The 13,594-nt window shown below is 39.9% G+C and carries 13 protein-coding genes and 1 pseudogene; all 14 read left to right on the top strand.

Going from position 1 to position 13,594, the window contains the following annotated elements:
* A pseudogene (locus RZO55_RS02750) lies at positions 1-733 on the top strand (hypothetical protein); the annotation flags it as partial.
* Positions 730-4,911: a hypothetical protein gene (locus RZO55_RS02745; protein WP_318062764.1), complete on the top strand. Its 4,182-nt coding sequence runs from the start codon at positions 730-732 to the stop codon at positions 4,909-4,911. The pseudogene RZO55_RS02750 and the gene RZO55_RS02745, both read left to right, overlap by 4 nt.
* Positions 4,908-5,336 carry a hypothetical protein gene (locus tag RZO55_RS02740; RefSeq protein WP_318062763.1) on the top strand — a complete coding sequence of 143 codons (429 nt, stop codon included), beginning with the start codon at positions 4,908-4,910 and terminating at the stop codon, positions 5,334-5,336. Before RZO55_RS02745 ends, RZO55_RS02740 begins: the two co-directional genes overlap by 4 nt.
* Positions 5,337-5,385: 49 nt before the next feature.
* A complete protein-coding gene (locus tag RZO55_RS02735) occupies positions 5,386-5,820 on the top strand; it encodes a single-stranded DNA-binding protein (RefSeq protein WP_318062762.1) in 435 nt (144 codons plus the stop codon).
* Positions 5,821-5,829: 9 nt separating this feature from the next.
* The gene (locus tag RZO55_RS02730) at positions 5,830-6,024 is read left to right on the top strand and encodes a hypothetical protein (RefSeq protein ID WP_318062761.1); all 195 of its coding nucleotides are present in this window, start codon (positions 5,830-5,832) and stop codon (positions 6,022-6,024) included.
* Positions 6,025-6,266: 242 nt separating this feature from the next.
* Entirely contained in the window at positions 6,267-6,527 is a 261-nt protein-coding gene (locus tag RZO55_RS02725; RefSeq protein ID WP_318062760.1) for a hypothetical protein, read from the top strand.
* 29 nt (positions 6,528-6,556) lie between these two features.
* Positions 6,557-6,904 (top strand): coiled-coil domain-containing protein, encoded by a 348-nt coding sequence (locus RZO55_RS02720; protein WP_318062759.1) that lies wholly within the window; start codon positions 6,557-6,559, stop codon positions 6,902-6,904.
* Between the two features lies 1 nt (position 6,905).
* The gene (locus RZO55_RS02715) at positions 6,906-7,286 is read left to right on the top strand and encodes a type II toxin-antitoxin system RelB/DinJ family antitoxin (RefSeq protein ID WP_318062758.1); all 381 of its coding nucleotides are present in this window, start codon (positions 6,906-6,908) and stop codon (positions 7,284-7,286) included.
* The gene (locus RZO55_RS02710) at positions 7,279-7,542 is read left to right on the top strand and encodes a Txe/YoeB family addiction module toxin (RefSeq protein WP_318062757.1); all 264 of its coding nucleotides are present in this window, start codon (positions 7,279-7,281) and stop codon (positions 7,540-7,542) included. The genes RZO55_RS02715 and RZO55_RS02710 overlap by 8 nt, the downstream gene beginning before the upstream one ends.
* Before the next feature lie 130 nt (positions 7,543-7,672).
* Positions 7,673-7,999 (top strand): type II toxin-antitoxin system HicB family antitoxin, encoded by a 327-nt coding sequence (locus RZO55_RS02705; protein ID WP_336624249.1) that lies wholly within the window; start codon positions 7,673-7,675, stop codon positions 7,997-7,999.
* A 474-nt stretch (positions 8,000-8,473) separates the two neighbouring features.
* Positions 8,474-9,568, top strand: coding sequence for a hypothetical protein (locus RZO55_RS02700; RefSeq protein WP_318062756.1), 1,095 nt, complete (start codon positions 8,474-8,476; stop codon positions 9,566-9,568).
* A gap of 30 nt (positions 9,569-9,598) precedes the next feature.
* Complete coding sequence (locus tag RZO55_RS02695; protein ID WP_318062755.1) at positions 9,599-10,246, top strand: hypothetical protein; 648 nt, start codon at positions 9,599-9,601, stop codon at positions 10,244-10,246.
* A 16-nt stretch (positions 10,247-10,262) separates the two neighbouring features.
* A complete protein-coding gene (locus RZO55_RS02690; protein WP_318062754.1) occupies positions 10,263-10,988 on the top strand; it encodes a hypothetical protein in 726 nt (241 codons plus the stop codon).
* An 88-nt stretch (positions 10,989-11,076) separates the two neighbouring features.
* Positions 11,077-13,594 (top strand): hypothetical protein (locus tag RZO55_RS02685; protein WP_318062753.1); only part of this gene is annotated, 2,518 nt, incomplete at its 3' end.

The raw sequence follows: 13,594 nt of genomic DNA, 5'->3' as shown, positions 1-13,594 counted from the left end.
CTGGGAAAATCCGGAGCATTGGTCGAGTGGCCCCGATGGGGAGATAGGAACTTCTGATGATAAAAAGATTGATAATGGTGATATTGATCCGGAACCTACGAACCCAGAACCTACAAGCCCAGAACCAATAAAACCGGATTCAGAGGATCGAGAGGAAGAGGAGATAATAACCGTTCCTCCCACACCCATTATTGACAGCACAGCAAAACCAGCGGTACCTGATACCGGAGGAACTTTTACTGTAAATCCGAATGATCCTCTTGAAGTCACCTACACAAAGCCAGATGGTACGGCCGCAAAGAATGAATGGGTTGGCGATGGCAAGGACTGGTACCATGTTGATGAAACAGGAAAGTTAAATTACGACTGGTATCTGGAAGGTGATAAGACCTGGTATAAGCTTAACAAGGAACCGGGAGACAGGTTTGGAGCCGCATTGAGTGGTTGGAATTACGAACCAATGGATGATAAGAGATATTTCTTTGATCCTGCTACGACTAAGATGCTGACCGGCTGGCAGCTCATTGATCATAAATGGTATTACTTTACAAAACAGAATGAGTCACAAACTTATTTTGGAAGTAATCCTAGCGGTAGTAATCCGAATGGCTGGAAATACGATAAAACAAAGCCCGGAAAGCCTTATGGATCAATGTATCAAAATGAGAGGACTCCAGACGGTTATATGGTAGATGAGGATGGAGTTTGGAAAAATAAACAGGAGGAGCAATGAGAAAAAAATATGTGAGAGGGCTGGCATACGTTATGTGTGCCGCCCTGACAGTAACTGCAGTACCGCCCTGGGCGGTATATGCGGAAACGAGGACAGAAACAAAAAGTTATAGTTTAGTGGCCACACCTTCTGAAGCAAGTCGTGATACAGAAACAGAGGGTGAAGAAGTCAATAAGGAAGAAGATCTGCCAGGAGTGGAACCGGAAGAGATTCCCACAGCAGATCCGGAAATGGTTGAAATGCCAGTAGAGGACCCAGTAGATACTGCCACGCCGTCTGAAGCAGTAGAGCCTACTTTTACAGATGTAAAAAAAGCGTTAGCACCTTCCCTTCTCTCTTCGGTCCCTTCGTCCAGTTCTCTTGGAGATATCTGGGATTCCTGGTCCGGTAAGACAAGCTTTGAATTTTTAAGCGAAAGTCAGGGAGAAGGAACAGAGGAAAAGCCATATTTGATTAAAACAAAAGCACAGCTTATGGGATTATCCGAACTGTCAGCTATGGGTATGACCGTGCCTGATGCAGAAGGTGCTGATTACGCAGGAGATTATTCGGGGTGTTACTTTGCCCTTGGCAGCAATATTGACCTGCAGGGAGTCAACTGGATTCCCATTGGATTTTACCGGGATTCCACAGAAAACTCCGGAGAGGTTCCCTATCCGTTCTCTGGGAACTTCAACGGAAACGGATATACTATTAAAAATATAAAGTTTACCTCCTTTGCTGATTATAGCAACGTTGGACTTTTTGGTTCCATAAAGGATGCAGTGATTGAAAATATGATCATTGTCCCGGACAGCAGTGAGATCAAGGGCAATGACCGGACCGGAGTGGTAGCCGGCTACGCAGAAGATTCCATTATAAAAAATATAACCGTTAAAAATGCTTATATCAGTTCCACCGGAATCTCTGGAGGAATTGTAGGGGAACTATCCGGAAGCGTGATTGAGAATGCCATCTGTGAAAAGGTGATGATTGATGCAACGGATGGAACGGATGTGATCTATGCCGGTGGAATCGCCGGGATCGCGTCTAATTCGTCTATCGTGGATTGTGAAGTTTCTACCGGTGATGGGACCACGGCAAGAATTCAGGGAACCGGATACATCGGTGGAATCGTGGGATATCAGAATGCAACAGATATTGTTAACACTCATGTTAGTGGAACCATCGGCGGTTATCATTCTACGGCCATTGGTGGTATCACTGGAAGATATGCATCCGGGAAATTAAAGGTAGCACGCTTTGAGGGAACCATTGGTAACTCTCAGCTTGGCTCCATGGCAAGGGAAGGAACTTTCATTGGCACCAGACAGGGAGCAGCAACGAACTTTAATTTCATTGATGATGTAGCCTATTTATTTGCAGATACCGAAAGCAAGATTAGTGCCAATGTATGCGGATCAGAGATCATTGATGATAACGATTATACCTATGAAGCTCATATTGGATACTGGCATTCCGGAGATCTTTACTACACACTGGTACAAGGCGGTACAAAAAAATCCATTTCTGATCAGTACTTTTACGAAGAACTGGAAAATGGAATCTTGACTGTCAAGGATGAGGAAACCGGGGACTATACGTTAGATCATTTTGCGCCTAATTCCCTGGGCCGCCCAGTAAGAGGGTATTTGCTCACGGTAGATCAGATTGATACCGTTGCTAACGGTCAGAATTTTTATGATATCGCATCCATGGAAGTAAGAGGAAGTTCCCAGTATTCAAAAACCATTGATAAGGAGAACCGGGCAGCTATTGCTGCCGGCAGCGTGGTAAGTATTACAACCTCTCCCAACAATACAGATACAGAAAAGTTTCAGATGGTGGGAAGTCCTACTTACATCAATATAGAGGGGAATAAAAAGAACACCACATATTCAGACAGCAGCCATTCCTATACATTTACCATGCCGTCAGAAGATGTAAGCGTCTCGGCTGTATATAAAAAGGTGGCAGTTTCCATCAATGTAAATCCGGAAACCTATACCTTTCAAGTGATTCAGACAAGAACCGGAAACCGGAAGAATCCATCGAAGACCATGGAGATCCGGAATAAGGAAGGAAAGCTGATTGCCCGGTATATTAACGGTGCGTTAGAGCAGGGAACCCAGGTTCAGCCGGTGAATATATCCGCCCTTATTGATGCGAATAATGATGTATTCGATAACCGGGTGAAGTGGGGCATTGATGATCCGGAGTTAATCCGTCTTGCGAAAAACGATGATGAGGAAACGGATGGCTATACAGCGAAATCGGCCAGTATCTCATTGAATATGGAAGCTGCCTTTTTTACGGATATTATTCAAGAAGCGGAAAAGAAACAGGCAGAAGAAAGTTATCAGTATAAGATTCCAAATACCATTTACGGTGCAGGGCATCAAAATGGGGGAGTTGCAGTACTGACAGCTGAGACCAGACCCTCAACTTCCTTTGAAGGAAAACCCTGTACCGATAACTGCCGGATCAATGTCACCTTTCAGATCATTGATAATACGTTAGTAGCAACAGAAGGGGCAGTACTTGATAAGACAGCTTTAACCTATACAGTTACGAGGACTTTAACCGGGGACCGGACAGCACCGGAGGAAAAGATAACAGTAACGGCTCCCCAGTCCCTGACCGCAACCTTTACCCCGGATTACTTTTCCAAAGATGAAGTAACCTGGACAAGCTCTGATCCAGCCGTCCTTACCGTATCTCAGGATGCGCAGGCTTACCGGGAAGCTTCCATTTCTGCCATCAAGGAAGCTAAGTGGATTAAAGATATCATGGCTACCGATGATGGAATACGAAACAATGATAGTTACGAGAAAATACAGGGAAGCGGAAGCAGAGAAGCAACGATAACGGTGGTCGGAAAAGATAAACTGGGAAATCAGGCATCTGCCGTCTGCCAGGTAAAGGTAAACTTCAATACCAATGACCTGACAAGAATTGTACCAGAGGGAATCACCTTAAGCCAGACAGTACTTTCCTACAACCTGGGATATCAGAAGGCTGGGGATATCAATTCCCAGACGGTAAGGAAGACGGGTTTTGAAACAAAGAAGCTGACAGCCATCGTTCTTCCAGTATTGGAAAGGACCGCAGAGCATGAGCCTTACAATGAGACTGTGGTATGGACCTCTTCCGATCCGGGAGCAGTAATGGTGGATCAGAGCGGGACTGTTACTCCGGTAGATGGAGCAGTCTGGATCAAAGAAGCGCTTTTAAAAGCACCATACAAGGGAGAAAAAACAGCAGAGATAACCGCTGTAACAGCAGACGGGAAAAAGATAGCCTCCTGCAGCATAACACTTACCTTTCAGGCAGAGTGCATCGAAGCAGACCGGGAAACGGAGCGGTTTGACCTGGTACTTACGAAATCGGGAAGAAGTAGTCCAACCCTTACCTGGAGCGGAGGAGAAAGCAAAACATTTGCAGCCGCCATTTACTCCACAAATGAGAAATCAGTTTTATGGAAATCATCTGACAATGGAATTCTAACCGTAGACAAGAATGGAACAGTCACACCGGTAGTCCTAAACAGCAATCAAGAAGTGACAGCTGGCTGGATAAAAGAAGCAATAAACAAACAGTCCAATACAGGAACAGCCGCAGCTGATATTTATGCCTTATCCAGTGATGGAAATTTATCAGATGCGGTACATGTGATTCTTACCTTTAAAGTTGTAGATCAGACATATTCCTCCGGTGGTAGCAGTGGGGGCGGTGGTGGAGGCGGTGCACGCTCCGTAGGCGTAACAACCGCTGGAAATACCAAAGGGCCGGCAGCTCCTGTAGGTGCAGTAACCGGTACATGGACACAGCTGGCAAGCAGGAAATGGATTTTTGCTACAGATCGGACCTACTCTGATGAATGGGCATATATTAGTAACCCGTATGCAGGAAACGGCCAAGAGCAGGCGTCATGGTTTCTGTTTGATAAAGACGGATTTATGGTAACTGGTTGGCAGACAGATGCAGATGGGAATACCTATTATTTAAAATCTGCTTCCGATGGAACCCAAGGACAGATGCTTACAGGCTGGCAGAACATAGATGATACTTGGTATTATTTCAACCCAGTATCAGATGGAACGAGAGGAAAACTTTTAACAAACACGGTTACTCCTGATGGCTATACCGTAAATGAGAAAGGGCAGTGGATTAAGGCCGTTGAGGTGGTAGCGGTATGAAAATAGGATATCAGGTTGTTATGGTATGTTCGGACCGAATGAAGAATGGGAGAGATATTAGCTTTGAAATTCCAATACAGGTACCATTTAATACCCAACAGGAAGCAGAATGTCATGAATCCAGTTTTTCGGCTCGAATGGAACGAAAGGACGTTGAGGTCGTTATTAATCTTTACCAGAGAAACCAACAGGAACAAGATTTGATTGGAACCATTTGCTGGGAAAACAGGGATCGCTATAAGTGTACTATAACAAGGGAATCAAGTGTAGGTAAAACGTTCATAGATCCCATAGAAGATGAAGAACCATGTGTAATGAAATTCAACGAAATACTACCTCTTTTAACGGAAATGGATAGTTTTTCATTACAATATTTAGCTTACGGAGTAGAACCTATTTCATATAACGGGAAAGATGAAGCGTAATTAAAAAATTATCTCCTCTGCTTTTTGCAGGGGAGGAGAGGAGGAATACATGAATAGAGTAATTTTAATGGGGAGGTTAACTCGTGACCCGGAAGTAAGGTATTCTCAGGGAGAGAAATCAATGGCTGTTGCAAGGTATACACTTGCCATTGATCGGAGAGGACGAAGAAATCAAGACGGTAATGAGCAGACAGCCGATTTTATCAACTGCGTAGCATTTGACAGGGCGGGGGAGTTTGCGGAAAAATATTTTCGTCAGGGAATGAGGATTTTGGTATCCGGAAGAATTCAAACTGGAAATTACACAAACAAAGAAGGTGTCAAAGTTTATACCTTTGATGTGATTGTAGATGATCAGGAGTTTGCTGACAGTAAAAGTAATTCAGCTGATAATTCCAGACCAGATCCTTCCAGTGCCGTAGGTGACGGATTTATGAACATTCCTGATGGAGTCGAAGACGAAGGACTTCCTTTTAATTCATAGGAGCAGCGGATGAAATTAACTACTAAAGAAAAAAACAAAAACATTCCGGTATCGGTGACATTAGAAAATAGAATGAATTACGGAATCATGATAGGGACAAGTGATAAATTGGTAGGAGTTTTACTAAATACGGGAGAGTATGTAGATGTGCCTGAGTATTATGTAAAAAGAATATCAAGAAAACCCAAGTTCACCGTTACTTAAAAATTGAAAGATACTTGTACATTGACAACCGAATATGTTAACCGATAGAAGAGAATTTAGTACATTTGTGGCATGAGCGGAACTCAGTTCCGTTCATGTAGTTGAAGAGGAGCGTAAATGAAAAAATTTTATGTAACTTTTCCTTTTAATACAGTAACACTCATATATATTATTTTTAACACGTTAATAGTTCCACTATTTGGGAATTCTCAATTGTCTGTGCTATTTTTAATTGTAAGTACTTGTATGATAATTATAATAATGATAGTTGGAGAAATTATGATTCGCCATCAAGCGGACTTGCCGACAGAGATTTTTTTGCTATTCTGGTAGTATTACCAATAGTTTCATCTTGGATAATAATATTGACTAGAGGGGAGAAAAAACAAGTGGTTTCAGCGGGATTATCAGAGCCGATAATAATAGCGCTTGTCAGCAGCGGAGGAACTGTGCTGGCAGGTATAATTGTTGGAGGTGCGATTCAAAAACAATCAGTGATATAAAGGAAAGTGTTGGAGATGTAAAGGCAGAGGTGAAATCAGCCAAAGGAAGTGAACTCAAAAACATTGAATCACATACAAGCGATATCCACAAAAATATGCGGTCAAAGGTGATTCCAGGAATGGAAAAGCTGGATAGTATCAATGGATTTGTCACCAAGATTGATATTAATACACAGAATAGTGGTGGGGATATTAAACTGATTTTTGCAGAAGTTAATAAAATGGTTGAAAAGCTGGAGTCTTTTCGTAAGGAAGTAGAACAGCTTAAAAGTCAAAATACAGAACTTCGTATGGAAAATAGCCAATTAAAACAAAGGAATAGAACATTAGAGTACTTACAAGGTCAACGTAATCGTGACCATGATTTAGAACAATAGTATGTATCTTGGTTATTTTCACAAAATACAAAATATAGAATTTGATATACATATATTGACAAGTGCTATACAAAACGCGTATAATAGTATTATAAAATATATTAAAGGAGTGTTGGATATGGCACAAATAAATATTAGAATGGATGATAACCTAAAAGAAGATGCGGAAAAGCTTTTTAACGCCTTGGGACTGAACATTTCTTCAGCAGTCAATATATTTATTAGCCAGGCAGTGCGAGAGGGTGGACTTCCATTTGCAGTTACAACCAGAGCAGGGAATGATCCATTTTATTCCGATGAAAACATGGCACGTTTGCGGAGATCAATAGAGCGGATGGAAACTACTGGCGGTACTATTCACGAGGTTCCGCTAGATGATTAAAGCATGGTCTGATGAAGCATGGGAAGAATTTGAATATTGGACGCGTCAAGACAGAAAAACATTAAAGCGCATTTTGGAGTTGATCAAAGATATTGATCGCAATGGCTATGAGGGTATTGGAAAACCTGAACGGCTTGCTGGCGATTTATCAGCATATTGGAGTAGACGAATAGACGATAAAAACCGAATCGTATATCGGATTGACGGAGACATAATAAGAATTGTTCAATGTGGCACTCATTACAGAGACAAGTAATAGTCCTGATTTTCTCCTGATAAAACATAAATAGAAGAGGCCTTTTACCATAAAAAAAACGGAAAGCTATTTTTATCCTGCTATTTTTACTTATAAACCAGGAAAGGAAATTGCAGTAGTATTTCCTGATTTGGATTGCGCTACCAGTGGAAATAATGATGATGATGCTTTTCTTTCAGCGAGAGAATTACTTGGCTGTGTCCTTTATGGATTAGAGGAGGATGATGAGGATATTTCAGATCCTACGCCACTATCACAAGTAGAAGTACAAGAAAATGAAAGAGCGGTTTTGATTGACGTTTATATGCCTTCCATTCGCTTGGCACGAGTCAATCGATCCGTTAATCGTACTGTAACACTTCCGGCTTGGCTAAATGCTGCTGCTTTGGAGCATGATATTAATTTTTCTCAAGTGTTACAGGAAGCTATAAAATCCCAATTGCATATTAATAGATAAGACCTTAGATATATTATATATCCTCTTGTGAGCAATTAACTGATATGAACGGAACTGAGTTCCGTTCGTTAACAAATAAAGATGATCCTAATTCTCCGATCTTTATAAATTAGAGAAGTTTAGTTACAAAATAATGAAAAAATTGAAAATTTTCCCATAATATGTTATAGTTATTAGGGTAGTCAAACTGCCGGGTGGTTTCCATCTCCGAAAGGAGGTGGTGATTGTATGAGCACATATGCAGAATTTATGGTTATCATAAGTATTGCAGCGCTAATCGTTACAATACTTGTATACGTGAATAGCAATGACAAGGGTACAAAAAAATAACCACCCCGCCTACCAAGTGAATGTGGTTATTTTTGAAATAAACAACTAATTTGGAAGCCACTCTGTGGAGTTGGCTACCCTTTGTATCTTTAGAATAGCACTAATTTGCAGAGATGTCAAATATGAGATTTAAGGGGAAAGAGTATGGTCAGATTTATAAATAAAAAGACTGGTGAAATAGGAGAGGCTTATAAAATAGAAAAGAAAATTCACATTCAGTTTACTGAAGGTGGGAAAGAATACCAATATGATGAAAAAAATATTGAAATTTTAAAAGATGAGAATGTAGAACCTAAAACTCAGGAGAATGATAAAAAGAATCTAATGCCTGTGTATTCGTTTAAAAGAAAATGTTATTCTGCAAAATGTGGTAAGATGACAGAGATTCTAACCTATATAAAGTTTGATGATGGAACCGATGAAGATATGGTTTATCCGTGGGATAAAAATAGACTGAATAAAAATAAATCGCCAGAAGCCGAAATGTATCATATGGAAAATCCAAGTATTGAATATTATCCAATAAAAGTTATTGGGTCTGATAAGGAAATTGATGAATTGATGCTTAAAAAGTTTCCGAAAAAAATTCAGACAAAATATAGCGGGACTCAAAAGAGAAGATATCCAATGAATATCTGTCAGTATTGTGGTGCTAAACAGGGAGAATATTTTATATATGAGTGGGTAAATAAAGCTATTCAGAAGATGGAAGCGTTGCCTGTTTTTCAAATGATTGAGAGTGAAAGAAGAATAAATCAAGATGCTTATGAAGAACAGACTGCTAAGGCTTTAAAAGAAGAATATTTGAAACCTAAAAGAGCTGTGGTTGAAGGGAAAAATCAAATTTACATATATTCAATGATACGAACCTGTCATACTTGTAGAGAAAAAACGGAAGTTTTAACATACGCAAAATATGATGATGGAACTGGTGAGAATTTGATTTATCCATGGGATAAAAAAAGGTTAAATGAAAATAAATCGTTTGAGAGTGAAATACGCCATATGCGTTATCCCACTATTGAATATTATCCAATCAAGGTGTTTGGCTCAGATGAAGATTTGGATAATATAATGCTTAAAATGTTTCCTGAAAGAATCAGCAAAAAATATCTTGCAAATGTTTGCCAACATTGTGGTGCAAAACAGAAATCAAGTTATATTTATAGAAAGATGAACAGGATCATTAAAGATATGGAAGAATTACCTGTTTTCAAAGTTGTATATAATGAATTTTAAAATGTTAATTAATATTTAAGGGGATTGAGTATGAATATTACAGTAGATAAGATCAAAGAAGCCAGTTATTGGTGTAAAGAATTGTGGGTAACAAATTATTATTATCACCAAAATGAAGAAGTAGTAAAACGGTTCAAAAAATCAGCGTATAAGACAGGGCAAGTTCTAGTTCGTTGGATTCCTGCTTTGATTATTATATGCATAGTAATTTTTTTCTTTGCGATAGGTCGTGCTATTTATCTTTATCCAAGTGAGCCACCAGAACCCAAGAAAGTAATTATTTATGAGATTATAAAACCAGTGTTTTTATCTTCTATTTGTATAGGTATATTGTATTTTCCAATAGCATTATTATTAGGAATTAAGAGAGCTAGAAAAGATTTGGAAAAAGCTGTTGCAAGATCTAATGAGTTAAAACAGAGAATAGAAAGTGTTATTAAAGAGAAGATTGAGATTATCAGTCTTATTCCTGAAAAATATCGTTATCCTTTAGCTACATCTTATCTTACAGAAGTAATTGAATGTGGGAGAGCAGATACAATGAAGGAAGCGTTAAACCTATATGAAGAACAATTGCATCGTTGGAGAATGGAAAATAAAATGAATGAGGTCCTGAAGAAGCAACAAAATAATAATAGCCTATTATGGGCGAACCTTATAGTTAATAGTTTCAGATAGAAAGGGAGGAATTGAGATGAAAAAGAGATTATTAGGAGCAATATTATCAGCAGCACTTTCAATAACGATGGCAATGCCGGCATTCGCGGAAATTATCTGGACTCCGGATAAGCTTCCAGCAGGATATACAACCAATGAATGGGAAAATAAGGATTTTAGTTTCTATTCTGGAACGGCGATAAAGAAAGATACTTATATTTACTATGTAAAAGATTTACATGGAAACTTTATGAAAAATGCAATATTAGCTGGCGGTTCTAAAACAGATGAAAATGGAGTTCTAATTCATGCAAACGGTCATGTTTGTTCTTATGGATCGGAAATGGGATTAACAGAATATGCAAATACACAATCATATATACCAGATGTATGGCACCAGGATAAATCAAAAATTTTAAATGACCATGGGATAAGTAATTATTGGTATGGGACTGATAAATATGGTAGTAGCACAACAAGTCGATGGCTTTGGCTAATGCAAGCTCCAGATGGGACAGAAGATGGACTAAAATATGCCTACTGTTTCAATGAATACGGGTATCTCTATACCAATACCATTACACCAGATGGATATATGGTTAATGAATTTGGCCAGCTTATAATAGATGGAAAGGTAATGACAAGAAAACCTAATGATATTACAACGTGGCATGGTTTTGTTAATTTTGCAATAGGATACTTGGTTTATGATGTGGAAACAAGTGAGCAGCATAAATACGATACACCAAATCCATTTTTCTAAATTATTCTGCTAATAGAATAAAAATTTTTAAGACTATCGGTTAAAACATAATCGGTAGTCTTTTTTATTGCAAATAGAGGAAAATAAAATGAAGAAATGGTTACGGAGACTTGAATTAAAGAGAAAGACGGCTGCTTGTATGGCCATGGTTTTAGCGACAATGGCTTTTCTCCCATACGTTCCGGTAAATATGGTATCCTTTGCAAATTATGCGCAGACGATTGAACCGTCTGCCTGGGTATCTTGGAATCCTAGTTCTTATGGAGGGGAAGCAAATAGTAAAGGATATGCTCCCACTGGCCTAATGTATGAAACCAAAGACTTTCATTTAGGATCGGCAGTAGAAGATGGAAATTTCCCGGCAGGAGCGAAACAATATTTGGTAAAAAATAATAGTTCAACTGAGAGCGGCTATGATGAGTTTGACAAAACGTTTCTTTACTGTGTAGCGGGTCATACTGCTAGTGCTCAGATATATCTTGGCAGCCAGGCGTTTCTTGATGATTATTGGACACCTGATAAAAGACCAGACTTATTTCCCAAAAAAGTTGGGGATGAGAATAGAGAGAAGTTCAACTTTCTCATGAATGTTTACGCCAGTTACATGGGACGTAATGAAAGTGTAGCTGCTTGCAATGATGCTAATACAGGAACTGCAAAATACATTGTTGCTTCTGTTATCAACTGGATTGCTGCAGATGATTGTGGATTTACTGGTGATGACTTTACCGCAGATTTAAAAGTATTTCGTAATAAACGGGACTATAAGGCCATTCTGAAACAGATGAATCCAAACTCTGTAGGTGATAGATCGGTGTTTAATCAGCTCACCAGTACCCAGATTGATTCCAAATATGCAGCCAGAGGGTGTAAGAACTGGGCAGAGTGGATGTTTGGAAATGTATGGGATGCAGCAACGATTACTAAGCAATTTAATGTGGATAGTGAGGAAACGGTTTATTTTGCAAAGATGGATCATGCTTCAGATACTTATACCATTACAATTCCATACTCAAATAATGCAGTAAAAGATTATTACCAACATCTTTCTGCAAAGGATCTATACGGTGACTGGACCTTTACAGGACCAACGGATGCAGGATTGGTTTTTACTTCTATGACTGGGGAAGTGCCAAGTGATGGAACGGGAATAGCCACTCTTTATTGGCCGAATCAAAGTCAAATAGGGGCAGACTTAGCAAAAGACTTAGGCTCTGCACAGCTTGCTACATTTAAATTTTATACTAGAAATCAATATGGATCTAATCCTAATTCCTATGCTTTTGATATATCACAAACTTATTTTGCCGCCAAGATGGATAAAGATTTAGAAGTTCATGTCCGTGTCGGCTCAGGTGCAGCCGGCACAGCGGTAGTAAACCGCTATAAGCATACAGAAGGTTTTGGAGCCAATTATAACGTAGGTCTTAATGCTTTTGATTCTGAAACCGGTAAGCCCCTAGCCGATACTCATTGGGATATTTTAGAAAAGTTTGATGATTCCCAACTTGATAGTACGGATCTGGATTTAAGAAGAGCAGGAGATTATTCTTCCAACTTAGGCTCCCTAACTGGGGCATCATGGGAAGAGGATAGCGGAAATGATGAGGAACGGATAGCCTTAAACTATGATGGGGATACAGGGCTGAATGATTCGGTAGCTAACCTTTATAACCAGGGTAATTCCTCCGGTTCCCAGTTTGACCGTTGGTCTGATCCGGAAAATGATCCATGTAATGCGGATGAGCATATCACGGATTCCAACGGAATACTCCATTATGTAGATTCCAGAGGAAATATCCATAGTGAAGTAGCACATCATGATTCAAGAAGCTATACCTATCAGAAAGGATATTGCAGCGGTCATCCGGCTCCTGTGATTGAGTATGAGGAAGTCCCGGAACCGGAATATGATGAGGAGACCGGGGAACAGACGAATGAAGATGAAATTGAAGCCGTAGAGGAATATAATCAGGAGCTTCACGATACCGCATGGGCTAAATGGCTGGAAGGAGTAAAGGAATGTGAGGCTCGTGTAAAAGAAGGTGGTTTCTTTCATGCCATTGATCCAACTGGAAGGACACAAAGGGAAGCATTAGAGGCAGACCGGGATCAGCTTTATAAGGATTTTATATCATTGAAGTATCAATATTCCGCAAAGGAGCTTCTTCCAGCTTCCGGCTATTCCCTTCACGGAAGCCACCCGGATGATATTCCCATGGAGTGGCGTACAGTAACTTCAAGTGAATATAAAGATTATAAATCCCATGGAATTGACCATTCAGGTGGTAGCTTTAGTGATGGACCAGACATGGAAATGGCCAGCCTGTCAGCAGACGCTGTACAAGTACCGGTTCCTAAAACCGGAATGCCAGATCAGGAAGGTATGTTTGTCAGCTTTGGGACCTCTGATAATGTGGCAGGTTTTGAGGCCGTGACAGAAGTGGCAGAAAAGACAGGAACAGAGGTTGTAAAAGAGTCTGAGACAGAAGTCGTGGAGGATACCGAAACGGTAGAAGAAACAGAAGCAGAGTTGGTGGAAGAGACCGAAGCGGAAACCGTAGAAGAGACTCAGCCAGAAACTACGGAAGTAACAGAACCAGAAA

Origin of the sequence: Clostridium boliviensis (assembly GCF_033342255.1) — a bacterium.
GTDB classification, from domain to species: Bacteria; Bacillota; Clostridia; order Lachnospirales; family Lachnospiraceae; genus Lacrimispora; species Lacrimispora boliviensis.
Note: the sequence above shows the minus strand (reverse complement) of the source record. Positions and strands in the feature narration are given on the sequence as shown.

Excerpts from the sequence above, each read along its gene's own strand:
- RZO55_RS02745 (WP_318062764.1), top strand. The coding sequence starts at position 730 with ATGAGAAAAAAATATGTGAGAGGGCTGGCATACGTTATGTGTGCCGCC.
- RZO55_RS02735 (WP_318062762.1), top strand. The coding sequence starts at position 5,386 with ATGAATAGAGTAATTTTAATGGGGAGGTTAACTCGTGACCCGGAAGTA.
- RZO55_RS02690 (WP_318062754.1), top strand. The coding sequence starts at position 10,263 with ATGAAAAAGAGATTATTAGGAGCAATATTATCAGCAGCACTTTCAATA.
- RZO55_RS02710 (WP_318062757.1), top strand. The coding sequence starts at position 7,279 with ATGATTAAAGCATGGTCTGATGAAGCATGGGAAGAATTTGAATATTGG.
- RZO55_RS02740 (WP_318062763.1), top strand. The coding sequence starts at position 4,908 with ATGAAAATAGGATATCAGGTTGTTATGGTATGTTCGGACCGAATGAAG.
- RZO55_RS02700 (WP_318062756.1), top strand. The coding sequence starts at position 8,474 with ATGGTCAGATTTATAAATAAAAAGACTGGTGAAATAGGAGAGGCTTAT.
- RZO55_RS02695 (WP_318062755.1), top strand. The coding sequence starts at position 9,599 with ATGAATATTACAGTAGATAAGATCAAAGAAGCCAGTTATTGGTGTAAA.
- RZO55_RS02715 (WP_318062758.1), top strand. The coding sequence starts at position 6,906 with ATGTATCTTGGTTATTTTCACAAAATACAAAATATAGAATTTGATATA.
- RZO55_RS02730 (WP_318062761.1), top strand. The coding sequence starts at position 5,830 with ATGAAATTAACTACTAAAGAAAAAAACAAAAACATTCCGGTATCGGTG.